Genomic DNA, 24,673 nt, shown 5'->3' on the forward strand with positions numbered 1-24,673 from the left:
TTTGAAAAAGAACATTTCCATCCCACTACTCTCCGCAGCACTGAGCCTTGCTGTGTTTTCAATCATTGCCCTGTCTATTAGTGATAATCAAATACACCGATTTGACGATTCCCTGATAACGTGGATACAGGGCATGGAATCACAAGGCATGACCCACTGGATGGAGCTGTTCACCTGGATTGGCAGCGGTATACCTGTTGTTATCATTACGATCCTTTCAATGGTCGTATTGTATGTCTTTTTGAAACACCGACGTGAACTTCTGTTTCTGGGCTGCGTCATTGCAGGCTCAGCGATATTGAATACCCTGCTGAAGCTTATGTTTCACCGCGCCCGACCAACCATTCACCGGATTATTGAAGTGAGTGGTTACAGCTTTCCGAGCGGACATTCCATGGCAGCATTCAGCCTGTATGGTGGACTGGCCTTCTTGATTTGGAAGCATATCCCCACCGCAGTTGGCCGTGTACTGATGATTATCGTAAGTGCAATGTTTATATTAATGATTGGAATGAGCCGAATTTATCTGGGGGTCCACTATCCCAGTGACGTGGTGGGAGGATACTTTATGAGTGGATGCTGGCTTGCCGTATGCATATGGTTTTATCAGCGATACCTGGAGCGAGTCTCCCTATTGCAGTCTAAGCCCCTGGCTTAGACTCTCTTTGTTTTCATGCACATGATCTGCCCCATACCAGAAGTGGATCAAGCAAAAAGAACCTCACGGGTGCACCCAGCACCCGTGAGGTTCTTTCAAGTCATAAATCCATTTTAAAGTGAAAACTTATAGCTCCTCGCCATTGGATTCAATGACTTTTTTGTACCAATGGAAGCTCTTCTTCGGTGTTCTGCTCAGATCACCATTACCGTCATTGTCCTTGTTCACATGAATGAAGCCATAACGCTTCTTCATCTCGCCCGTGGATGCGCTAACCAGATCGATACATCCCCACATCGTGTAAGCGATAAGATCTACTCCATCGGCAACGGCTTCTTTCATTTGTTCAATGTGACCCTTCAAATAATCAATACGATAGTCATCCTGAATGGAGCCATCTTCCTCGACCACGTCCACTGCACCCAGCCCGTTCTCCACGACCATCAATGGAATCTGGTAACGGTCATACAGGTGGTTCAGGGTGTAACGCAATCCTTTCGGATCGATCTGCCAGCCCCAATCAGAAGCCTCCAGATACGGATTTTTGATGCCGCCAAGAAGGTTTCCTTCTGTTTTCTCCAACGAATCATCAGCACTTTCAACCATCGACATGTAATAGCTGAACGAGTAGAAGTCCACGCATCCTTCACGCAGTGTTTGCTCGTCTTCCGGCTGCATCTCGATCTGGATGCCCTGTTCCGCAAAGAAGCGTTTGGCGAAGCCGGGATACGCTCCTCTAACTTGTACATCTCCGCAGATCATGTTAGAAATTTGGTCCTTCTTCTGTGCCAGCAATATATCGTCTGGATTACATGTGTTCGGATAGGTTGTCATGAAAGCGACCATACAGCCGATTTGGAAATCAGGGTTGATCTCATGTCCCAGCTTCACCGCTTTTGCACTTGCTACAAATTGGTGATGCAGTGCCTGGAAGCGGGTCTGTGGATCATCAACGCCATCAACCAGCGTTTCTTTGCCTTCAAACAGGATGCCTGCCGCCATATATGACCCCATTGGCATCGTCAAACAGTTGATCTCGTTGAAGGTCAGCCAGTATTTTACCTGATCCTTGTATCGGTTGAAGAGGGTTGTACAATATCGGATATAACAATCAATGACTTCGCGGGAAGCCCAGCCATTATATTTCTTGGTCAGACCGAACGGCGTCTCGTAGTGGGAAATCGTCACAAGCGGCTCAATATTGTACTTTTTCAGCTCGGCAAAGACGTTGTCATAGAACTGCAATCCCTCTTCGTTTGGCTCCAGATCATAACCGTTCGGGTAGATGCGGGACCAGTTGATCGACATGCGGAACATTTTGAAGCCCATTTCGGCCATCAGGGCAATATCTTCTTGGTAATGACCATAAAAATCAACCGCTTCGTGGCTTGGGTAATAGGTTCCCTCTTCCAGTACAGGCGTAATCCGCCGCGGTGTCGTGTGCGTTCCACCTGTCATCATATCGGAAGTACTTGGGCCTTTGCCACCCTTGTCCCATCCACCTTCAAACTGATTGGCAGCCGTTGCGCCACCCCAGAAAAATCCGTCTTTCATCGACATCATCCATTCCTCCTTATCATCTTCGTAACACTGTACATCCAGTGTACCACCCATACCCTGACACCTATTGTCATGGTATAATGTCGGCATGGAAAATAACCGATTATTCAGAATGCTATTGCTGTTATTGGAGAAAAAGAAAGCTACCGCCCCCGAGCTCGCGCGTTTGTTCGAGATATCCGTGCGCACGGTGTACCGTGATATCGACAGACTGAGTGCGGCAGGTATCCCCGTATACACAACCACGGGAAAACATGGCGGTATTCATCTGATGGACAACTTTGTCATGGACAAATCCCTCTTGTCGGAAGACGATCAGAATGAAATTTTGCTTGGATTATATAGCGTCAGCGCCATCCCTCACCTCAACACTGCCCATATGCTCAAACGTTTAACCACCCTGTTTGATCATAAGCTGGATTGGATCGAGTTTGATTTCTCCCCATGGGGCAGCATTCCGTTGCAGGAAAGGGAACTGTTCAATCAGGTGAAGCAGGCGATATTTACGAATCAATGGATTACGTTTCACTATGTGGACTCCAACGGGGAACCCAGCGTTGAGACGATCGCCCCCATCAAATTAATATTTAAAAACAATACCTGGTACTTCAAAGGAAAGGATCAGAACAGACCAGGTCAGACGGAAGCCCTGACCTTTAAGATGAAGCGCGTTTCCGAGCTTACACTGCTGCAACGGCCACTCGATCAGCATACAACCACCGGACCTACAGACAGCGATCAGCCTGTGCCCAACAAGCAGGTTCCTGTGGAAATGCTGTTTTCCAGTGCCATTTCGTACAGGATATATGATGTTTTTGAGCCGTCGCGCGTTGAAAAAGAGCCTGACGGCAGGCTTCGCGTCGCTCTTGAACTGAATGAAGGCGAATGGCTGTATTCCTTCCTGATGTCGTTCGGTTCAGACCTGACCGTAGTTAAACCTCCTCACATCGGACAGGAATTGCTCAGACGACATATCAAAGCGGTAGAACATTTGCAGCAGGTCGTTAACAACGAGTTGAAAAATGAATGATATAATGGAGCTCTGATTACGTTTTAATTCTTTTGAATCTTTTATGCTTTTGATCTTTGAATCTTTTGCTTTCCTATCCGTTCATATCCTGAAGGAGGCTTGTCCATGCAAGACATTAGACGTAATAATGTGGAACGATTCAAAGGTTTTGGTACGTTATATGACCAGAACCGACCTGCTGCGCCCACTGAAGTCGTGGATATTCTGACGAATTATTTGGGCAGCAAACCTCGCATGGTCGCGGATGTTGGCTGTGGTACCGGATTATCTTCGTGGATTTGGTTAAATGAAGCAGAACGTGTTATTGGCGTGGAACCAAGCGACGACATGAGAGCTGTGGCGCAGTCCAAGTGGGAAGCTGCGGGCAAGCCGGACCATCTCCGCTTTGTATCCGGCCTGTCCCACGAACTGGGACTACCGGATGGCAGTGTCGATATCGTGACTTGTTCACAGTCGTTCCACTGGATGGAGCCCCAATCCACACTGCATGAATTTGCACGTGTACTGCGTCCAGGAGGCATATTTGCAGCCTACGACTGTGACTGGCCGCCAGTGATCGATTGGCAACTGGAACAAGCCTACCTGCATCTGAATACGGAGGCAGATCACCGGGCAGCAAGTCTGGCCCCTCAGGAAAATCAGGCACATAAATGGAGTAAAGACGGGCATTTGCAGCAGATAGAGCAGTCCGGCTTATTCCGTTATTCGCGTGAAATTGTGTTTCATCACCATGAAACGTTCGATGCGGATCGTTATGTCAATTTGGCCCTGAGCCAAGGCGGCTTGCAAACGGCAGTGAAACTCGGAGCCACTGATTTGCTCACAATCGCAGAGGAGTTCAGACAGCTGGCTGCCCGCATATTTGCCGGTGAATCAAGAGAAGTTTTGTTCTCTTATCGGATGCGCCTTGGGATCATTTGACGATAGCCCAAAAAACACTTGCACCTCCAGTTACGTCAGGGGATATGATGAGTTCATCCCCTGCAGGGTACCACGTCAAAGGAGGACAAAACGCGATGTCCAAGGATATTGTGCCACTTACCATCGGGCTTTTTTCCAAAAAAACGGGTGTATCCGTGCGAACTCTCCGCTATTACGATGAAATTGGACTGCTAACACCACATAAAGATCCCAAGTCAGGACACCGGCTTTATGACTACAATGAGATGATGCGTCTTCAGCACATACTCTGTTTGAAGACATTGGGCTATAGCCTTGAACATATCTCGGAACTGATTCGTAAACCAACGTTCGATTCTAACTGGGCAGATACCCTCCAGTTGCAGAAAAACATGCTGGAGCAGAAACAAAAAGAAATCGAACTTACCCTGCATACCATGGATCGCATATTGAAACTGATTGCCTCGGAACAGGAGGTGGATCGCTCAGCGCTTCTAAGTCTTATTCACGGCATGCAAACAGAGCAGGAGCAAAAAGAATGGCTTTATCAGCAGCTGGACTCAAGCGTCATTGATTCTCTGTTTGAACGGACCACTGAATCACAAACCGAACTCGATCAACAATTTATTCGACTGACCCAGGAAGTGAAGAAATTGGCCGGATGCCCGGTGGAGCTTCCTGAAGTTCAGGAGTTGATCCGTATGCAGCTGCAGATGAATATGGACATGCTCGGAAATGCTTCGCTTGCGGATTACGCACCGCTGGCCGAGATGGAGGATGATAGCCTGGAAGCACTGACAAGTTTGTCTCCTTCCCCCTTCACACCGGAAGAAGAGGAGTGGCTTCATCAAGTAATGACCTATTATATGGAACAACATGATTTTCAGCTTCCCGGGCAGCAATGATTCGCTCTCTCATTCATGCCCAGCAGGGAATCAGCGCTGCTAAAGACCCGAAGAAGCCGCCCTATGCAGGGCGGCTCTTCGCATGAATTGCATTGGTTGTGCAGGAGGAGGAGAAGCTGACGCTCTCGAAGAAAATACATTGATCACATCAGGAGGAGAACAGGTCACTTAATTGCCCCTCTTGAACATTCAGTGCCAGCACCAATTTCGATGGGTCCTGCTTCGAATAGATCACGTTAATAATATGGCCTTGCTGAACCTGAGGCAGTGCAGACGGCAAGATTTCTTTGTGCGTGGTCACATTAAAGGTTTCACCACTGGACTTTGTAATGCTGAGCTTGAGCTGAAGCTTGATTTTATTATGACCTCCGCTTCCAAGCGGAGTAACATCCAAAATTTTGGCCATCGCTTTCTCGCCCGTTCTTGCAATATCCATCATCTCAGGTGCCACACCTTGCTGCACCATCTTCTCATTCAGCAATTGCTGCATATCTTCCTGGGACAGATGGCCTTTCAGATCAAGCCCTACCTTGCGCTCATCCTTCACGGAGACCACTAAGGGGACGAAGCTGCCTGGCTGGAACTGGGCCATGGATGTCAACGGGATAATGGTTCTCAGCTCGGTATCATATTTCTCACGGCCTTTGCGCGAAACGGTCAGACCCAATCGGACTTCCGGCTGCTCATTAATATACGTTCCCGTCTGCTGGACGCTCTGAATGACTCCAACCGCCGGTAATCCTGACTTCACCCGCCCCACGCCGAAGATATTACCCAAAATGGCGGGAATAAAGATCAGCCCGAATCCGGCAAAAATGGCCGCTTTATACCACCATGCCTGCATGATAATAAAAGGATCATTCCACAACTGTTGTGCCAGAAATGGGGAGAACCCTACCCCGAATACAGTCAGCACACCAACCAATCTAAGAAATCCCACCATCTGCCCCACCCTCTCTATATCTCTTTTTTTCGTTGTTAACTGTATTTTCTAAATGATAGAACTCTCTCTTCCCTCAAGAACCTTCTAGTCAGACAACAATCCCATGTAGATCAGCTCGGATGGATTCGCCGGATTTTGGCCCAAACCCACCCGATCTCCCACGCGTGGAATCTGCATCTTGGACACCAATGTTTCCAGTGTTCGCTGATACTGATTGCCGTTCGTCTCTGTCACATCCAGAACAAGCACAACAATTGGATCAAAATTGATCAACTTGCCTGTATCGGTTATCGTGATTACCGTGGCTGCTGCAGTTAACGGGAGGGAGCCGCTTTCTGCCAGTTGTGCCTGCTTCGCCGAATCGAGGCTCTGATTGATCAACTCCCGATGCTCCTTAGATACGAAACCTTTCATCATCATGCCGCTAAGACCTTTGTTCATCATTTTATCCGCCTTGGCAATCGCATCTTCCTGTTTGTTCTTTTTACCAAACCATCCCATAATAAGCACCTCGTTTTTTTTGTTTTTGGTTATAGTTAAAGTATAAACAGCACGGCTTGTCCTTGAATACCCTTTAGACTGCATACAAAAGAAACGAAACTTCCGGCGTTTAAACCACTGGATTTTCGTTTCTTTAGCACGCTTTTTGGTTGATTACGCAAAAAAAGAGCCGTAAAACGACTCTTTAATAAAAGGTTGGGAGGCATATTTTGTGCCTAAAGCACGGGTATTGAACAAAATCAGGCAAAAAAACGGCTGTTCCAAGCCGATTTTTGATCTATTTTTTGCGTAATAGGTAGACCAGCTTCCGATAATACATGGCGGCTTCCTTATATTTTCGCTGATCCTCGGATACCACAGCCATTCCCTCATATAAAGGTTCAAGTCGCATGACATGCTGTACGGACTCAAAATACGGCAGGCACGCGAGCGCACGCTCCATGAACACTTCACGATCTCCATGCGCAAGAGCCAGCTGGCTCTGGTAGAACGTTGCACTCATCTGCTGATCCGAAGTCGATGCACATTGGAGCAGTTGATCTATATTCTGCGCAAGTAAACCCCAGTTTTTTCGTGCCAGAGCCACTTCACACCGATACACACTCACTAACGGCTTCATGGCCTGCTGGGTTTCTTCGGGTTCCTGCTGCAACAGGGATTCGAATCGCTCAATCTCCGACTGCGCCTGATCCAGCTCTCCCGTCATCGTTAGCATGACAATCCGATTATTCGCAATGGCGGTGACCAGATCGCCCTGATTCCCGGCATACACCAGATTCGCCTCTGCCATGGTCAATGCCGAGAGTGCCTCCTGTACCAGTCCCATCGCAAAGCAATATCCGCTGTACGCCACATATAAACCGGACAAGCGATGAAACAGCCGCTGATCATAGACATGTCTCATGGTGAGATCGAACACCTGCTTGGCCTCTTCGTACTGTTTGACCTGAATGTAGGCTTCCATCTTGATATTTTGCACAGACAGCCAGAATTCACTTCCAGGAAGGGCCAACTCACTCAGTCTTGTTGCATGCGTTAACACATCCACATAGGCGAGCTTGGAACGATAGTATTGCACTTTGTAATATAATAACGCCTTTGCCAGCGGATGCGGCAGATCTACATCGTCTGGGCGACCGTACTTCTCCAAATAAAAATTCAGATAGGACATATGTATATATTCATGAGCTGCTGCATCATTTAGTTGCTGATAGTAGACCGCCTTCATCAAGGCCGTGGTCAGCTCTACTGTCAGCGCATCATCCCGATCCTCCAGCGCGTGCACGATATCTTCTGCTATCACTGAAGCTGGAACTGACATTTGTTCAAAAATAGCCTCTGCCCGCGCCAGTGTTTCCTCATCCTGTGCAGAAGCATTTAACAGATAGGAAGACGTAACGCCAAGACGTAACGCAACAACCTCTGCCAGATCTTGAGGGAGTGGATAACGATCAGCCAGAATATTGGCAAAGTGAGCCTGCGTGACCAGACCTTCCACGAGGTCTTTGCGGGAGATATGCTTTCTTTTGCACAGAAATTCAATCCGTTCCTTCAGCATGGCTAGTCTTCCTTTCAGGATAAAGGCGAACCCTTCGCTTCTCCAGTTTTGTTCTGTCCTCACCGTTATCGTGTAAATGTTTAGTTCAAATTATATAATAGCACCCCGTATGCGAAGTCGAAATACCGCCTTATAGCCAAATCCATCGAAACGGTTTCCGTTTCGGAGGCAATTGTTTTACAATAAGAAGGTATGTACAAGAGCATGATCCATTAATGATGAACAAGAGTTGAATATGAAAGGATGCAAATGAATGATTATCAAACCAAGAACACGTGGTTTTATTTGTACAACTTCCCATCCTGTAGGCTGTGCTGCACAAGTGCAGGAGCAAATTGATTATGTAAAATCCAAACCGCAATTGAACGGACCACGTAACGTCCTCGTCATTGGAGCCTCCACTGGATATGGACTCGCTTCGCGCGTCGTATCCGCATTTGGTGCCGGAGCCAATACCATTGGCATTTACCGCCCGAGCAGCTCCACTGAAAAACGTACGGCTTCAGCAGGCTGGTACAACTCCGCTGCATTTGAGAAAGCTGCGGAAGAAGCAGGACTGAAATCGTACAGCATCACAGGTGATGCCTTTGCCAACGAAACAAGAGAAAAAACCGTTGAACTGATTCGCAGTGAACTCGGTCAGGTTGACTTGGTCGTTTATAGCGTAGCCTCGGCACGCCGTACCGATCCAAACACAGGTGAAGTATTCAACTCCGTGCTCAAACCGATTGGACAATCGTACACCAACAAAACAGTCAATTTCCATACGGGAGAAGTAACGTCCGTTACGATCGATCCAGCTTCCGATGAAGAAATTCGCCAGACCGTGACCGTGATGGGCGGAGATGATTGGGAACTGTGGATGGATGCCTTGCAACAAGGTGGTGTACTCGCCGACAATGCAACAACCATTGCCTTTTCTTATATCGGTCCTGAACTTACGCATGCGATCTATCGTGATGGTTCCATCGGTCAGGCCAAGAATCATCTGGAAGCAACAGCACACAAGCTGAATGATCGTTTGAGTGCAAAGGGTGGTCGTGCTTACCTCACGGTAGCCAAAGCGCTGGTAACCCAATCAAGCTCCGCAATTCCAGTGGTGCCGCTGTATATCTCTGCACTGTACAAAGTCATGAAAGAAAAAGGCTTGCACGAAGGCTGCATCGAGCAATTACAACGCTTGTTTGCTGACCGTCTGTATACGGGTGGAGAGGTTCCGACCGACGCAAAAGGCCGCATCCGTATCGATGATTGGGAGATGAGAGCGGACGTTCAGGAAGAAGTAGCGAAGCTCTGGAACGAGCTGAACACCGAAAACATCTATGATCTGTCCGATCTGGAAGGGTACCGTAAGGAGTTCTTCCAACTGTTTGGTTTCGAAACCGACGGCGTGGATTATGAAGCAGATGTTGATCCGAACGTTGAAGTACTGCATCAGCGTTAATTGAAAACCAATCTTGCTGAGGGACTGTAGTAACCAGGTTTAGTACAAGTCCAGATCATCCTTTGGGGAGCTATTGCTCCCCTTTTTGGTGTCTACCGATTCTACAAAATCGACTTGAGCTGCTTTTTTAGCCCCTTGGGTACGGCCTTCTCTACCGTAATGGATCGTGCTCCATGTATGGTTGCAAATAATTGGAGCCCCTCTCGAAAATCGGCAATCCATTCCTCCACAGGCGGAGCAGTCTCTTCCATCGATAATAACCGAACCGTTAGCACGCCCGTTTTGCGATCCAGTCGTGGGTCCATGCGTCCAATCAGCCGATCTCCGTGAAGAATGGGCATCGCGTAATATCCGTAGGTTCGTTTCACCTCTGGGGTGTAAATCTCCCACTTATAATGAAAATCAAATAAATCCACAACCCGTTCCCGTCTCCACAGCAGGTTGTCCAGCGGGGGCAGGAATCGTACCGGGCCTGATGGATCATAATGCGTTTCTTCCCTTTCCATCTCACGCAACATCTCTTCATCTTCTGCGCGAATGTAATAAGGCGTCGCAACGTCCTCCACCTCCAGCGGGATCATTCGCCCATCTGCGACACGTGCAGCTATATCATTCCGACGTTCCGCAGCGGTGGATTTCATCCAGCCCAACCGTGGATCTCTCGCGTCCACGACCCGATATGCGTGAATGTACTTGTCCATCAGAGCCTGCTTTTGAGTCAACATATCGATATCCGATGTCATGGATTGGCCCTGCTCCCGCAGCCCGGATTCCGTAATATGAAAATAACGTTCATTCCCCTGCCTTGCCACGACACGAATGGCGGCCGAATCCAGCAGCAAGTTTAACGCTAACGTGGTATCCTTTGTTTTCGGTACATCCGCACTGTCCCAATATCCGCTTACTCGTTCGATGGCACGAAATGCTCTTGAGGGTAACGGCCCCTCTTCCTCCAAACGCTTCAGCACATGCTGCACTGTATTTTCCAGCCCTTGTAGGGAAGGAGCCAAACGATCCCGTAATCGGGCACGAACGGGTTCAAACAGAGCATAGTCTTCCATCGGAATAACACATGCAGCGTTGGCAAAATATTCAAACACTCTGTGATCACTCAGCAAGGTATGTAAATCATCGGAGGTATATCCAGAATCACGAGCACTCAGCACCAAATGCTGGTTTCCGGTTACGGCAGCGACAGGATCAATCTGAACACAGCCAAGGGAGCGAATCAGGCGCATGACCTGTTCAGGACCCGAAGGCGAGGAAGCGACGGGCCAACGTCCCAATAAAGATTGCGTTTGCAGCAAAAATCGCCGAACGATTTTTTTATTCATGCGCAGCGCTGTTGTCATATGTAGAATTCTTCCCTTCTTCGAAGATAGGAGGATATGTAGCGATAGCAATCCAATTCAAAAGCGATATATTGATTTTAACAGTCCATGGGATACCATTCCAACCGAAGGAAAGGCTTTTTTTTCAATTGGATGCTTATGCAGCACTCCGCACATTATAGACAAAATAAAAAGAAGCACCACCATCCTGGGTCCGCTTCTTGTGTTTAACCTTTTGCAATTTTTCCTGCTTCGTGGGCATGATTCGAACATGCTGGGATAATGCTCCATAATCTCCATTTACTCTTCGACCTTGTTCCGGACACCATTGTCCAGACCGCTCTGCTTTGCGCAATGTTTTTTGCGTTTGCGTACGTGCCATAGAATGAACACACTCCCTTGATTGGTATGCACTCAATATATCATGTGCAGGCAGACAAGTGAAGGTGATCTACGCGGATTCAACTCCAGTTTATCCACTAACGCGGAACTCTTTTTCGTCGCGACTGCCAAGTCTCCACAGGCTCCTGATCGTCTTCCTCAATCAATTCCAGTGCTTCTTCCATTCTTCTGGACTTAAACAGCGTGATCAAGTCCATCAGATCTTCCCGATCCAGCAGCTTCACCCCGTTGACTGCTGCCAGCGTCCGACATGCTTCCGTATATCTGGCTGAGGTGAGCACGATAGATCGATCTGCCTCATAATAACGCATGGACGTGTAAATCTCTTGTACTGCGCTTAGCCCAACCGGATGATTCGCTCCGTAACGCTTGGCCTGAATAACATTCCGTCTGCCTGCTCTATCCACAAATACAAGGTCCGCTCCGAAATCACGACTGCTTGTCGTCTTATGTACTTCGGCATAACCGAGCTGTTGGAATAAATGATACAGGTACAGTTCAAATTCCGATCCATCCTGCATTTTATCAATATCCTTCATCGTTATCTTACGCGGATTGGCCTCACTTCGTATGCGCTGCCCTCGACGAATGACTCGACGAATGATCCAGGCGATGAGCAGTAAAAGGACAATAACGCCTATACCCACAGTGGTTATATTTTCATTCCAGTTCATAGCTGTTCTCCTTGTCGTTCCTCTAATCTGGCAGGCTCATACCCTTATCAGCCCTCGTCACCCGACTAAATATAGCAGACTTCACTCTTAACAGAAAGAAGATGAATTCCCTGTAACCCTCGAACTTCCCCAAACAACAATAATATTATATATCAATCATAAAAGGTTACAGACACTCAGGTTGAATTTCACATGTATGAAATGGTAGAATTCAACAATCGGTTCTATTTTGAATCGAAGAAAGGTGGTTTATAACTTGCATACATCCAACAAACGAAAGTCCAAAACATGGGCTGCACTCATTCTCAGTGGCATGCTCCTCTTCAGCCTGCATACACCAAGCTACGCAGCAGAGTCTAATGCCCCACTGCCCAAGCCTGCGTGGACCTCATCATCCCTGGCACTCACTGAGGTGAATACGGAGAAGGACGTCATCATTAAGGAATTGAATGCTGTGCCTTCCAAAAACTTGGTGTACGTTCATTCTTCACAACCCGTGATCAAAACAAGCAGCAATACCAAGCTGGATTGGCAGCTGGATTCGCTCCAGGCACTGGATGCCACAACCGGACAATTGAAGTGGAACGTGATCTTCCATGAGAAAAGCGGCCCTTATACGACTTATTCCAACTCCCTCTATTCCAGCTACGGCACAGCCTATGTCTATATGGAATATTCCGATGGAACCAAGAAAGTATATTCGTATAATACATCCGGCAAAACCAACTGGGTCAAAACCGTAAATAATTCATCATCCATCTACCTTCTGGATAACGATACATTACTGGTTGCCTCAAGCGCGGGTGTCCAATCGAACGGTTCCGTACGTTCGGCCATCTCGCTATATGACAAAAAGGGCAAACTGATTACAGAAAAGACCATTAACGGTGCTGTACTCAAGGCAGGCAGTAATCGAATCGTTGTAGACGCCAGCAAACAAACCAAAGTCGGCAACTACTGGCAAGCAGCGGCTAATCCAAAAGTGGAGATCTATGATCGCACACTGAATCGTCTTTCGTTATATCAGTTCCCTAGCAATGCCAACACCCTGGGAGACGGTGGCGGTGAATCGCTGGCCATTCTGGACGATGGCTCTGTGATCATGCGTGCCAATTTTGCAAACACAGGCAACAAACTGATGGGCTTTGGCACCGATGGCAAGATGGCCTGGGGTCGTGCCATTGCAGGTAATGCCTATGTTCAAACTGCAGGCAGCGGATATACCGTATTTACAGGTCAGAAGCTGGAGCTGTACACCATGAAAGGCAAAGTCACAGAGCGTACGTTCAAAGATCAACAGGAACCGTTAATGGTCGTTGAGCGTACACAGGATGAAAATTACAAATTGAATTTTGCCAAGTCTGGCTACATTCTTGATCCGCAAACATTGGAAACGGTCCATGAATATGCATTCGCATCAACTCCTGGTGTGCTCGATGGTTACTCAACATACAGCGATCATATCATCTACCAGATCAATGACGATGCATTATCCAAGTATGTGTTGAAGACAGCCTCAGCAAAATAATAAATGGAGCGCTCTGGTTGACCGACTAACGGTTAACAGAGCGCTCTGTTATTTTACACAACGATGTAGAGTCTCCTCCCTTTTATCCTCTCTGCTCAAACTGTTATAATAGTATCGTCAACTTTTTCACCCTACTCTTGATTGGCAAAGGAGCGCAACCTTCCCATGATTATTCAATTCATTCGATACAGATAACTTGGGGCATAACATAACCTCTTTTTTTAAGATGTACGATAGAGGTTTATTTGTTATGCCCTTTTCTTCAGTTATCCATATCTGAATGAATGGGGTGCTATTTCATGTCAATCCATCGCAGAGTACGTAGTGCTGCGCTTATTTATAGATACATCCATATGCTTAAATGTCCCATCTGTCATCAAACCATGACAACGGTTAGTCGGGACAATATTCAATGTAGTTCCAAGCATACCTTTGATTTGGCAAGACAAGGTTATGTCAATTTCATGACACGTTTTTTCAAAGGCAATTATGACAAACGGTTATTTTCGGCCAAAAGGAATATTTTATCTCAAACTGCGATCTATACGCCCCTGACCGAAATCATTCGCCGTTGGATCGAAGGTTACTCCAATAGCAAGAGTCAGCCCTTGCATATTCTGGACGCAGGTGCAGGAGAGGGATCTCTTTTGCAGCAGATTACACAGAATACTTCATCCGTGGGATGGGGGATCGACATCGCCAAAGAGGGTATTGCCATGGCTTCTTCTACTTTCGACCAGCAAGTCTGGTTTGTTGGTGATCTTGCTCATAGTCCGTTTGCAGAGGGGCAATTGGACGTGATTCTGAATATCCTCTCCCCTTCGAATTATGAAGAGTTCGGACGAGTGATGAAGAAGGATGGCTGGATCATCAAAGTGATCCCCCGTAAGCAATATCTAATGGAAATGAGAGAGCTTTTGTTTGAGGGCCGATCTCATCAACTAGACGGCAGGGAGCACGTACTGGACCGATTTACCGAGCATCATTATCTCATAGACAGTATTCCGCTAACATACACTATGCCTGTAACGAAAGTCATGATGGATTCGCTGATTCATATGACGCCACTCGCCTGGCATGGAAAAGAATCAGCCATAGCCAGCATTCAAGAGACCTTGACGCAGATTACAATTGATTTAGAAATACTGGTGGGAAAGCGCAGATAAGCTCTATAGCCATTAAGGCATCATTTTCATCATCATTGAACAATCAAAAAAAGCCCGGGAAGTTCCTGTTGGAACGTTTCCCGGCTTTTTCAATGTGATCTGAGGGCAACTCATCTGATGTATTGAAATCAATTATTTCCAGTTGTCTTCAATAAATTCATCCCGTCCAGATATCGCACGGTCTTCCTTGTAATGCTTCTCATTTTTCTTGTGGTAATCCTGATGGTAGTCTTCTGCCGGATAGAACATAACTGCATCCCGAATCTCCGTTACAACCGGTTGGTTGAATCGTCCACTTGCTGACAACTCTTGCTTGGACTGCTCTGCGAGCTCACGTTGACGTTCATTATGGACGAAGATCGCTGTCCGGTATTGAGTACCACGATCCTGAAATTGCCCTCCATCATCGGTTGGGTCAATCTGAGGCCAATAGAGCTCCAACAGTCGTTCGTACGGGAATATCTCTGGATCAAAGGTAATTTCAACGACTTCGACATGACCGGTCTCCCCGGTTTTGACCTGCTCATATGTTGGATTATCGACGTGACCGCCGGTATAGCCGGATACAATACCATGAATGCCTGGCTGTTCTTCAAATGGTGTAACCATACACCAGAAGCATCCGCCGGCAAATGTAGCTTTTTCCATTCAGATTCATCCCTTTCTTTTGTACATCTATATCTTAAAACAAAAAGAGGTTGATGGAAAGCCACCTCGTGGACTTCCATCAACCTCTTAAGATCATTTGTTTGTATTAACCGTCATTCAAATTGCTCATTGCCGACTTAATATATTCAAGAGATCTTGAACGCGTTACCCGCGGCTGCGACCCATGGAACGGAAGATCAAGCTTACGATCGCTACAAGTACGATAGCACCGATTAATGCCGGCACAATGTAGAATCCGCCCATTTCAGGACCCATATCTCCCAGAATCACTCCGCCTAACCATCCGCCGATAAAACCGGCAATGATGTTACCGATAACGCCGCCGGGAATGTCACGACCAACAATCAGACCTGCCAACCAACCAATGATACCACCGATAATTAATGACCATAACCAACCCATATCAATCACCTCTAATTAAAGTTTTTGTTGTTGTCTGTCTACTATTAACCGCTACAGAAGCATTTAAACAGTTGGCATAAAAATTGTTGTATATTACCTTTTGTTCATATGCCCTCTTCTCTGCCAAACAGCCCTTAACACAGGATTGAAAACAGATCGCGTCACTTCCCGGCATCTTACACAGTTCAAGACTGCGTTATGTACCTCCCGAAAGTCATTGTATGTTAGATCAGACCGCCTTAGTATAACCAATTGAGGTGAGAATATTTTTGGTCTATTTTAAAAAGTTAGCGTACAGCAAGGAAGCCGTTCCGGTTACGAATCGTTCTTCCGATCGCTGTTATCCCCGGATTTTTTTGCATTCCCTATATAGTAGGGAAAATCCGTTGATAAAGGCAAGATAATGCTTACGAAGTAGCTTTCTTACAGAAATCTTTTGGCTTCGCTTCTTCAGAATCGATTTCGTACCCTCCACTAGATTGTCCTTATCTATCCAAAATTTTTAAGACCGTTAAAATATTTAGAAATTAATAAAACCCTGCACGCCCCTTGCCTGGCTGGGCCAGCCAGTTGTGTTTATGGCTCTTGTCCAGCTCTCCTCGCATCGATTGAATGATCTGCACAATGTCTGTCTGTCCATTCTGATGCCATTCCAGCGCTGCGCTGACATACAGCTCTCCCAGCTGTGCAAGTGAAAAGGTATCCGTCAGTCGCGCAGCTTCCTGCGTGCCCTCTTCCCCTGCGAAGACAGCAAAGCCTCGCTGGTTCAAATATTGCAGGCGGAGCCCTTCATCCGGCAGCGGTATTTCATACGCCCGATCAAACCGTCCGGCACGGTTCATGAGCCCCGGGTCTATTTTCTCCGGATAATTCGTTGTGCCAATGAGGAAAATGCCCTCTTTGGATGTTGCCCCATCCAGTGTATTTAGGAAAAAGGAACGGACTTCATCCGGCATAGAATCGATATCCTCAATAATCAGCACCATCGGCGCCAGACGTTTGGCTGCTTCAAATACTTCACGTACCGATTCGCTATTGGTGTATTCGGTAATTTGCCAATATGCAGCAGGACCCGGAATGCTCCCGGCAATGGATTTCACAAGGGTCGTCTTACCGTTCCCCGGGTGTCCATAGAGCAGAATCCCCCGTTTATATGGGATATCGTAATCTCGATAAAAGGAGCGATCCGCCTCGAAAAACTGGTCCAGAGAACGAAAAATATCCTGTTTAATTTGCGGAGATAGCACGACCTCGTCTCTCCCCACAGAGCGGGTAATGGATTCGACATGACGGTCACTGCCATTGCGGGCATCCGTGTATACCGTAACCTTTTTCATATTTTGCTGCCGTTCCCGTTCTCTTACACTGCCCAGAAACTGCTTCAATTCCTCTTCTCCTGTAGCAAAAACAAAATCCTCATTGTAGATCCCGTTCTCCCGGAAGAACGGAATGCGGACAAGTGCTACGCCCCAGTGGGGATAAGCAAATACATTGTTGCGAATCGAATAATGTATACCATAGGTTGGCGCATCTCCATCGTCTTCATAATGCAGTGTGCGCAGCTCCAGATCTTCGAAAATCCGGGCAACCAGCTCCACTTCGGTACTGTTGCTTTGCAGATCTTCTTTAAGCAGATCCCAGTATTCACTGTTTGGATCATCGCTGGCATAGAGTTCATAACGAACACCATATCGATTGCCTAGCGCTTCAATAATGCCGCGAATCAAGCGGGCATATATGGCATAGCCTTCGTTTCGGATTTGACTGTCTTGTTGCTCATAGGAATAAATAACTCCATTAGGATTCATTTGTTTTTTCTCTACGGTCATTACTTAGCTCCCTTCACAGCGGCAAGTGGTTTACATTTGGCTACAACTTGAGCCAGACCTGCGCCGGTCACACTATCCATAATTTCATCGACATTTTTATACGCTTGCGGCGATTCATCTATAATGGTTTCAAGCGAACGCTGGTTCACCACAATCTCATCTTCAGTTCCTACGCCCAGCGCCGAGGCAAAATCCTCCACGGTAACCAGACGTTTCGTTGCTGTACGCGAACGAATGCGTCCTGCCCCATGACAGATTGAATAATAATTATCCTTCCCCCCGGGTTGGCCTACCATGATATATGAAGCAGTCCCCATTGAACCGGGTATGAGCGCGGGATGACCTGTTGCCAGATATGGCTTTGGATTATCCGGATGACCGGCAGGCAATGCACGTGTAGCTCCTTTGCGGTGCACAAAGACGGAACCCTGATCCGCGTGAGATTCCTCCCATGCATAGTTGTGCATCAGGTCATAGAGGGTGCGGAATTCGCACTTCGGACCAAACACATCCCGAAAAGCTTCGCGAATCGCATAAGCAATCAGATGGCGATTCACTACGGCATAATTTAATGCAGAGTACATCAAATTGACGTAATGGCGACCTTCCGCATGATCAAGCGGAGCAAAAACGAGTCTTGGATCGGCTGTTCCCAGACCATTTCGCTGCATCACTTTGGCAATCGCCGATGAACTGGTTTGGCTTACATACCCGCCCCATGCCCGGGAACCGGAATGAATCATAACAACAATTTGGCCATCGTACAGGCCCCAGGCTTCCGCAATCTCCCGGTTTTCCTCGGCAATCTCAATGGCTTGAATCTCGGCAAAATGATTACCTCCACCCAAAGTCCCTAACTGGCGATGAGCCCGATGCCATGTCATATCTTGTACCATATTCAACACTTCCTCGTCAAAGGCAAACTTGCTGCTCTCGACATGAGTAATGGAAGTAGATTTTTTCGGTGTGTAGCTGTCCGGAATATATTTCTTGGGTAAGCCATGCAAGCCTTTGCGCACGATATGCTCCAGGCGAATATCCGAGTAATGACCGCGTTGATTTGTCTCCATCGGCAGCATTTTCTCAATTGCTTTCACAAGTTTACGGCGCAGCTTCACGTCTTTCAGGTCGTCCTTATGCAAATTGGTCATATGCACCCGCATGCCACAGCCGATGTCGCTGCCTACGATGGATGGAGATACAAATCCACTCTTGGCATCCCATACCGCTGTTGTGCCGATGCAGGTACCTACACCGACATGCACATCAGGCGTGTAACTCATGTAGGAAATACCAGGGATTTGAAGATTGTTGTTCGCCATTTCGAACACCTTATAATCCAATGAGGAGAACAGCTGTTGTGCCGCATATACCGTTAAGTCCCCAGCAGGCAATTTGACTTTATGTCGGTATCCACCTGTGAGTTCGTTTTGGCTTGTAAATAAATTGGGTTGTGTATTCATAAATGTTTTTTTCCTTTCCGTACGTTCAGCTAATTCAGTTCAATTCAAAAATCGAACGCTAACTCTTTGTTAATTCATATCCATATTCAGTTAAACAAAAAAAGAAGCCACGGACAGTTCGCCCGTGACTCCTTCATGACAATAACAGAAAACAAAAGCTGCATGAACATGCCGCGTCTGTTCTCCATTGCTATAGCTGAGAGTAGCATATCGATTAATAACGTTCCAATGATAAACGATATGCATCTTCCCCTATGTCGCCCGTATGAGGCCAAAGAGACGATGAACTGGGTATACAATTGTGTCTGTGCTTCGTAGTGTCATTGTGAGTTTCAAATCATAACCAACCATCATGTCTCTCGGCCTCCCTTCGTAAATATTATGTTTATATTAAGCGGACTCGTTTCAATGTGTCAACCCTTTTCTTGGAAAATCCCCATTGTGCATATGCGTTAGATTGAACTTCATACTAATAAATTTTATAAAAAAAGCAGGGTCTGAAGGAACAGACCCTGCTTACTCAAGCATATCATGATATTAGATATTGATTATTATTTTTGACAGGGTTGACCATGTTTTCGTCATTTCCCTGCTTGTTGTTCCAGTTCTTCCACCGGATTCTCATCTTCTTTTGCAGGAACCTTAGAGGACAAGAACCAACCGCATACCGCAATCGTAATCAGTACAATGTAGAACCCGAATTTCCAAATTTTATTTTCCGGGAAATGCTCATCCAGAACGCCCAACGAAGGGTGTGCCAGTGTAATAACAGCCAATTTAACCCCAACCCATCCCACGATAACGAAGGCTGCAACTTCAAGCCCTGGACGTGAATGGAGCAGCTTGACGAAGAAGGAAGCCGCAAATCTCATAATTACCAGACCGATGAATCCGCCGAGGAAGATAACGATAAACTGTCCACCGTCAAGTCCGCCGATCGGAGGCAATCCACTTGGTGGCAAAGCAACAGCCAACGCCACAGCTGCGAGAATCGAATCGACCGCGAACGCGATATCTGCCACTTCCACTTTAAATACAGTCATCCAGAAACCAGATTGTCTTTTTGGTTTTTTGGGTGTGGAATCCGCCGCTTCATCTGTTTTGTTTCGGCTGCCCATAACCTTTTTGACAATGTGATTAATGGAGATGTACAAGAGGTACAGGGCTCCAATCGCTTGAACCTGCCATACGTCCACCAGGAACGAGATCAGGAACAACGAACCCAATCGGAAAATGAATGCACCCAACAAACCATAAAATAACGCTTTTTTGCGTTTTTCGTCAGGCAGGTGCTTAACCATAATAGCGAGAACCAATGCATTATCAGCTGCAAGTAATCCCTCAAGGACTACTAATACGGCGAGAACCCACCCATACTCCAATAATAATGACAACTCCAAAATTGACTCCTCCTTAGTATCCTTATGATGTACAAAAAAAAGGACCTTTACCATTACTGGTAAGGTCCTTTTTATTCACAAAAAGAGACCTTTACCCAGTATGAAAACTTGGTAAAGGTCTCGCTAACAACAAAATTGCTGCCAATAAAGCCGGGGATGGAATCCCGAACTGACGACTTTACTGTGAAAGCTACTCCCCTTTAACATAAGGAATATGCGGTTTTTAGTTGGAACGGGTTCAATAACCTGTTCTCATCATATTCATAACGATAAGCAAAGTCAAGCTTTATTTGACAGTCTGCGATCCAGCTTGCGAAAGACCAGCAGATCATAGATGAAATTGCCCAAAGGGATAAACGATACAAAAAATAAAGCGATCGGACGACGTAAGCGCCATTTTTGCGTGGTATACATACTCACCATAAATAATAAATACATCAGAAATAAAAAACCATAAATGTTCCCAAACCATGTGACCGCCTGCGGCATGATCCCCGCATTTCGCAATGGAAAAGCAACAAATAACAATAGCACATATGAAAGCCCCTGCAACCACAGCAGCAGTCGAAAGCGACCAAGTGTAGAATGTAACATTTTTTTCCTCCTGCTTCTAAATACGCGCAATGAATTCACTGCAACCCGTACAGTATATCACAAAAACGAAATTTACCCTCACGCGCAGTTCCACAGGAGCCAAACCCAGCCGAAGCACATAGGATATATGACCAAGATTGTTGCGAATATGGACAAGGAGGATCCTGTTGATGAAAATAGCCCTAATAGCACCTGAAAAATTGCCAGTCCCAGGTAACGGATCTGTCGAAATCTGCATTCTGGGCATTGCTCGCGAACTTGCGCTTCGTCACCAGGTGACGATCATAAGCCGTCAGATGCCCGCCCTTGCCATCACAGAGCAAATCGATGGCATTACGATCCGACGTGTGCCAGCATCCAGCCCCAACGAGTACACAAGGGCCGTTATTCGTTTTCTGAAAATTCAACCCTTCGATCTTATTCAGGTAGACAACAGACCCCATAGTATGGCTGCAATTAAACGTGCTTTCCCTTCGATCCCAGTGGTGCTCTATCTTCACTCGTTAACCTTTGCACAACCTGGGCCAGCAAGATTAGCACTGCTAAAAAAAGCGAATTGGATTGCCGTCAACAGTCAATCCCTCAGACAGAGGCTGGGTCGCAGATTTCCATCCTTGAGACGACGGATGGGCGTGGTGCCGCTTGGCGTGGACCTAAGCCGCTTTTTGCCAGCAATAAAAGGAGAGCAGCAGCTTCTGCGCAAGCAGTTCGGTATTTCAGGGCCTTTCTCCATTCTGTATGTAGGCCGACTTATTCCCGGCAAAGGTGTGGATGTACTGATTCGTGCCGTAGCTATTCTTCAGCAGCAGGTACCCGTACAACTGATCATTGCAGGGAAAGGACCTCAAGTCTACGTCCGCAAACTGCGACAGCTTGCCCGCAAATTAAAGGTTGATGCAGCCTTCCGAGGTCAGATCGCCCATGAACACATTGACCGTTTGTACCGGGCTGTGGACTGCCTGGTGTGCCCTTCCCAAGAACATGAAGCCTTCGGACTGGTGAATGTTGAAGCTATGGCTTCGGGACTACCCGTCATTGCTTCAGACAATGGGGGCATTCGTGAAATCATTGACTCCGGGAATAATGGATACCTTGTGAGACAGTATCACAACCCCCGAAGTTTCGCTGCATACCTGTATAAACTGGCAGACAATCCTTCTCTCGCCCGTTCTCTCGGAGAAGCCGGTCGTGCAAGTGCAGTTGAACAGTTCAGTTGGGCTAGGACAGCCATGCATCTCGAAGCAGCTTATACAAGGCTCATCCGGTGATTGATCTGGTTAAGGCCGCGCTTTCCGTCATGCTTTTTCACGTGACTGCCAGTCTGCAATAAAGCTATCCATATGCGGAACAGGGACATACATCATTTCAATTAATTCCACAATTATCATCTCTTTCATGGTAAACCTCACTTTAGCACAGGTCTGTTGGTGGAAAGCATCATAGATTCCTGAGCCTGTCCAGCAGCCGTGAGGAGCGAGCAGAGGGTTATTAACAATATATCCAACCGTCCCAATGGGAGGAACGACAACCCTAATGGCTTGAGAATCTACCCGATTGTCGGGATCTTTGACCAGAAATAAGGTATCCCCCACATTTAAAGCTTCTACGCCATGATAATGTTCCATTCCATACATGGCGGCAAATATTTTGGTTTTCATCACAAAAGCTCCTTTTACACATTATTTTAAATTTAGAAGGGTCGAAATTATTGATCTTCCTCATAATGCTTCATCCACTCTATGAGTTGTTCACGAATTTCTTTACGATATTCACGGGGTTCAATTACCTCCGCTTCGGGGCCAAATTGATATAACCATTTCAGGAATTCACGACTACTGTTCAGCGTTACTTCAAATAACAATCCGCCATCAGGCATATCCGTCATTCGTGGACGAACAAACATCTCTTCTTCTTTTATGTAGGGGGCCACCTCTTTACTGAACCTTACTTTAAAATGAATCAGTTTATCCCCACGATCAATGGACCACGTGTTTTTCATGAACTGCGTTATGTTGAAATCCCCCATAACAAAATGGGTATTAGTTTGTATAACGTCCAGAAAGCGACTGATCCGAAACAAACAAACTTTCTTCAGCAAGTGACAATAACCAATCAAATAAAAACGCTGGTCGCGCGGAATGAGGTAATAGGGGTCAATGTCGCGGACTGTGATTTCATTTTTCGTAAGTGTGTGATATTGAGTTCGAATCGTTTGTTGATCCAGAATGGCTTCAATGACTGGAATAAGCAAATTGGGATACTTCCCTTCTTCCCGGTATGCAGGTGTGCCCATACGAATAATACCTGCAATATTTTCTACAATGTCACTGTTTCTCGATTTCATTTTGGTATGGGCCGTCATCACCTTATCAAAAGCTGAATCAAATTCAGCCGGGAGTTGCGAAGTATCCACCACGGATGGAAGCATGGAGAATACCATGGCTTCCTGTTCGGTAAAATCCAGAGGATACATGGCAAATTCACCAATGAACCGATACCCTTTGCCATAACCTTCATTCATGATAGGGGCAACCCTGTCCAAAATTCGGAGATCGCGATAAATCGTGCGCACAGTTGTACCACATTTCAACGCCAATTCTTTGGCGGAAATTCCGGGATTCGCTTGTATAGCCTGAAGTATACGCAGAAGACGAATTAATTTCTCTGTCATGTAGTTTCTCCCCTTCGATATTTTATCGGCAAGGAAAACTAGTTCCTTTAGTCCGGTACTAAATCTTTAGTCCCAAACTTGTTTTCGCACTTTCACCTTATATGTATAGTCCAATCGCACTTGTTCGGCTTATTAAATATACAATCTCTTACTTGCTTGCGTAAAATTTTAACCTCAAGTCCATATACCTACGCCAGATAGCCTACTTGGCATTCAAAAAAAACGAAAAAAATCTTGCCTCTTTGACCAGAGACAAGACTCTTTTTCATGTTTATTTGTGCAATTGCAATAATTTAGTCAACACATTGACCATATGGTCGCACAGTTCAGGAATATCTCCCATCTGATCTTCATTTACACTGCGATCAAAATGTACTTCAGCTGTGACAGCATAGGTTGCTGGCTTATCTTCAAAAATATAATGAATATGCTGCTGCTTTCGTTGTTCCGGCCAGCTCTGCTGTATTATGGAGCTAATCGCCGGACATTGAGTCTCAGGCTCCTTAATAACCATCCTGAACCGAAGTCGCAAACGGCAACCGAAGTGACCACCCGGTGTTTCCAGAATTTCAGCTGCGAGCTCCTCAAGCGATGTGCTCAAGACCACTTCACCTGTTATGTGAGGGTAGTCTCTCAGGCAGAATTGCAACACGAACTCTCTGGACATACGCGCCATCTCCAGCTGATCCTTCCGGTCCGTTATGGAAATAAGTTCATCCAAATTATCAAGATCATACAGGTGGTTTTCAAAGCCTACTTTCAAATTGTCATAAATCGTCGGATCAAACATGATGCGAAACCTGCCTTCTTGTGCAAATTATTCCGATTAGTTGCTTTTCCGTGGTAAATAGCTTGCCAATTTGCCTAACTGCGCAACTTGAACGAGAGGCTCATTCGGCCTTACCATCATAACGAATAACGCCACTATGCGGCAATCTTTCATAAATAAAACTGCATACGATACCGCACCTTTTCCCGTGACCCAACTTAGGACAGAACCTTTCCAATATAAAAAAAGCCCGGTCATTACGACCGGGCTTGGTTA

At 46.5% G+C, this 24,673-nt stretch carries 24 protein-coding genes; 8 read left to right on the forward strand and 16 right to left on the reverse strand.

The features are described 5' to 3' along the window. Nucleotide 1 precedes the first annotated feature (1 nt). Entirely contained in the window at nt 2–658 is a 657-nt protein-coding gene (locus Q0V21_RS07580; RefSeq protein ID WP_301878256.1) for a phosphatase PAP2 family protein, read from the forward strand. A 126-nt stretch (nt 659–784) separates the two neighbouring features. On the opposite strand, the gene Q0V21_RS07585 is transcribed toward Q0V21_RS07580, so the two are convergent. Next, a complete protein-coding gene (locus Q0V21_RS07585; protein ID WP_443146360.1) occupies nt 785–2,218 on the reverse strand; it encodes a glycoside hydrolase family 1 protein in 1,434 nt (477 codons plus the stop codon). Between the two features lie 88 nt (nt 2,219–2,306). Here Q0V21_RS07585 and Q0V21_RS07590 point away from each other — a divergent pair, with 88 nt between their 5' ends. The 3 genes from Q0V21_RS07590 to Q0V21_RS07600 all read left to right on the forward strand — a co-directional run bounded on the left by Q0V21_RS07590 (nt 2,307) and on the right by Q0V21_RS07600 (nt 5,053). Continuing rightward, nucleotides 2,307–3,248 carry a helix-turn-helix transcriptional regulator gene (locus Q0V21_RS07590; RefSeq protein WP_301878257.1) on the forward strand — a complete coding sequence of 314 codons (942 nt, stop codon included), beginning with the start codon at nt 2,307–2,309 and terminating at the stop codon, nt 3,246–3,248. 105 nt (nt 3,249–3,353) lie between these two features. After that, nucleotides 3,354–4,169: a class I SAM-dependent methyltransferase gene (locus tag Q0V21_RS07595; RefSeq protein WP_301878258.1), complete on the forward strand. Its 816-nt coding sequence runs from the start codon at nt 3,354–3,356 to the stop codon at nt 4,167–4,169. Nucleotides 4,170–4,264: 95 nt separating this feature from the next. Next, nucleotides 4,265–5,053 (forward strand): MerR family transcriptional regulator, encoded by a 789-nt coding sequence (locus Q0V21_RS07600; protein ID WP_301878260.1) that lies wholly within the window; start codon nt 4,265–4,267, stop codon nt 5,051–5,053. Between the two features lie 148 nt (nt 5,054–5,201). Here Q0V21_RS07600 and Q0V21_RS07605 read toward each other — a convergent pair whose 3' ends face one another. The 3 genes from Q0V21_RS07605 to Q0V21_RS07615 form a co-directional block, all read right to left on the reverse strand. After that, on the reverse strand, nt 5,202–5,996 hold the full coding sequence (locus Q0V21_RS07605) for a hypothetical protein (protein WP_301878262.1): 795 nt from the start codon (nt 5,994–5,996) through the stop codon (nt 5,202–5,204). Nucleotides 5,997–6,080: 84 nt separating this feature from the next. After that, nucleotides 6,081–6,500 carry a hypothetical protein gene (locus tag Q0V21_RS07610; RefSeq protein WP_367620518.1) on the reverse strand — a complete coding sequence of 140 codons (420 nt, stop codon included), beginning with the start codon at nt 6,498–6,500 and terminating at the stop codon, nt 6,081–6,083. Between the two features lie 274 nt (nt 6,501–6,774). Further along, on the reverse strand, nt 6,775–8,055 hold the full coding sequence (locus tag Q0V21_RS07615) for an XRE family transcriptional regulator (protein WP_301878267.1): 1,281 nt from the start codon (nt 8,053–8,055) through the stop codon (nt 6,775–6,777). 253 nt (nt 8,056–8,308) lie between these two features. Here Q0V21_RS07615 and fabV point away from each other — a divergent pair, with 253 nt between their 5' ends. Beyond that, nucleotides 8,309–9,499, forward strand: a complete 1,191-nt coding sequence (gene fabV, locus Q0V21_RS07620) for an enoyl-ACP reductase FabV (protein WP_079350628.1) — start codon at nt 8,309–8,311, stop codon at nt 9,497–9,499. Between the two features lie 101 nt (nt 9,500–9,600). Here fabV and Q0V21_RS07625 read toward each other — a convergent pair whose 3' ends face one another. The 3 genes from Q0V21_RS07625 to Q0V21_RS07635 all read right to left on the reverse strand — a co-directional run bounded on the left by Q0V21_RS07625 (nt 9,601) and on the right by Q0V21_RS07635 (nt 11,906). Beyond that, nucleotides 9,601–10,851 (reverse strand): DNA glycosylase AlkZ-like family protein, encoded by a 1,251-nt coding sequence (locus tag Q0V21_RS07625; RefSeq protein WP_079350629.1) that lies wholly within the window; start codon nt 10,849–10,851, stop codon nt 9,601–9,603. Between the two features lie 136 nt (nt 10,852–10,987). After that, nucleotides 10,988–11,212, reverse strand: coding sequence for a hypothetical protein (locus Q0V21_RS07630; protein WP_079350630.1), 225 nt, complete (start codon nt 11,210–11,212; stop codon nt 10,988–10,990). Between the two features lie 97 nt (nt 11,213–11,309). Next, on the reverse strand, nt 11,310–11,906 hold the full coding sequence (locus Q0V21_RS07635) for a restriction endonuclease (RefSeq protein ID WP_079350631.1): 597 nt from the start codon (nt 11,904–11,906) through the stop codon (nt 11,310–11,312). 256 nt (nt 11,907–12,162) lie between these two features. On the opposite strand from Q0V21_RS07635, the gene Q0V21_RS07640 reads away from it, so the two are divergent. Both Q0V21_RS07640 and Q0V21_RS07645 read left to right on the forward strand, forming a co-directional pair. Beyond that, the gene (locus Q0V21_RS07640; protein ID WP_301878272.1) at nt 12,163–13,434 is read left to right on the forward strand and encodes a hypothetical protein; all 1,272 of its coding nucleotides are present in this window, start codon (nt 12,163–12,165) and stop codon (nt 13,432–13,434) included. 299 nt (nt 13,435–13,733) lie between these two features. Beyond that, a complete protein-coding gene (locus Q0V21_RS07645) occupies nt 13,734–14,600 on the forward strand; it encodes a putative RNA methyltransferase (RefSeq protein ID WP_301878273.1) in 867 nt (288 codons plus the stop codon). Between the two features lie 132 nt (nt 14,601–14,732). On the opposite strand, the gene msrA is transcribed toward Q0V21_RS07645, so the two are convergent. From msrA to Q0V21_RS07675, 6 genes are all read right to left on the reverse strand, one after another. Beyond that, nucleotides 14,733–15,248 carry a peptide-methionine (S)-S-oxide reductase MsrA gene (gene msrA / locus Q0V21_RS07650; RefSeq protein WP_301878274.1) on the reverse strand — a complete coding sequence of 172 codons (516 nt, stop codon included), beginning with the start codon at nt 15,246–15,248 and terminating at the stop codon, nt 14,733–14,735. A gap of 165 nt (nt 15,249–15,413) precedes the next feature. Further along, a complete protein-coding gene (locus Q0V21_RS07655) occupies nt 15,414–15,671 on the reverse strand; it encodes a GlsB/YeaQ/YmgE family stress response membrane protein (RefSeq protein WP_017686880.1) in 258 nt (85 codons plus the stop codon). Between the two features lie 527 nt (nt 15,672–16,198). Next, nucleotides 16,199–17,500: an ATP-binding protein gene (locus Q0V21_RS07660; RefSeq protein ID WP_483311935.1), complete on the reverse strand. Its 1,302-nt coding sequence runs from the start codon at nt 17,498–17,500 to the stop codon at nt 16,199–16,201. Beyond that, a complete protein-coding gene (locus Q0V21_RS07665) occupies nt 17,500–18,963 on the reverse strand; it encodes an RtcB family protein (protein ID WP_301878277.1) in 1,464 nt (487 codons plus the stop codon). The genes Q0V21_RS07660 and Q0V21_RS07665 overlap by 1 nt, the downstream gene beginning before the upstream one ends. 581 nt (nt 18,964–19,544) lie before the next feature. Continuing rightward, nucleotides 19,545–20,363 carry a TerC family protein gene (locus Q0V21_RS07670; protein WP_024633128.1) on the reverse strand — a complete coding sequence of 273 codons (819 nt, stop codon included), beginning with the start codon at nt 20,361–20,363 and terminating at the stop codon, nt 19,545–19,547. Nucleotides 20,364–20,642: 279 nt separating this feature from the next. Next, complete coding sequence (locus tag Q0V21_RS07675) at nt 20,643–20,957, reverse strand: DUF3817 domain-containing protein (protein ID WP_079350635.1); 315 nt, start codon at nt 20,955–20,957, stop codon at nt 20,643–20,645. Nucleotides 20,958–21,127: 170 nt separating this feature from the next. On the opposite strand from Q0V21_RS07675, the gene Q0V21_RS07680 reads away from it, so the two are divergent. Continuing rightward, nucleotides 21,128–22,225, forward strand: coding sequence for a glycosyltransferase family 4 protein (locus Q0V21_RS07680; RefSeq protein WP_301878278.1), 1,098 nt, complete (start codon nt 21,128–21,130; stop codon nt 22,223–22,225). A 27-nt stretch (nt 22,226–22,252) separates the two neighbouring features. Here the strand turns inward: Q0V21_RS07680 and Q0V21_RS07685 are convergent, their stop codons facing one another. The 3 genes from Q0V21_RS07685 to Q0V21_RS07695 all read right to left on the reverse strand — a co-directional run bounded on the left by Q0V21_RS07685 (nt 22,253) and on the right by Q0V21_RS07695 (nt 24,418). After that, nucleotides 22,253–22,615, reverse strand: a complete 363-nt coding sequence (locus Q0V21_RS07685; protein WP_301878279.1) for an HIRAN domain-containing protein — start codon at nt 22,613–22,615, stop codon at nt 22,253–22,255. A gap of 47 nt (nt 22,616–22,662) precedes the next feature. Further along, nucleotides 22,663–23,628, reverse strand: coding sequence for a helix-turn-helix transcriptional regulator (locus tag Q0V21_RS07690; RefSeq protein ID WP_079350638.1), 966 nt, complete (start codon nt 23,626–23,628; stop codon nt 22,663–22,665). A 271-nt stretch (nt 23,629–23,899) separates the two neighbouring features. Beyond that, a complete protein-coding gene (locus Q0V21_RS07695) occupies nt 23,900–24,418 on the reverse strand; it encodes a hypothetical protein (RefSeq protein WP_301878280.1) in 519 nt (172 codons plus the stop codon). Nucleotides 24,419–24,673 lie beyond the last annotated feature (255 nt).

Origin of the sequence: Paenibacillus sp. 11B (assembly GCF_030487755.1) — a bacterium.
Lineage (GTDB): Bacteria > Bacillota > Bacilli > Paenibacillales > Paenibacillaceae > Paenibacillus > Paenibacillus vandeheii.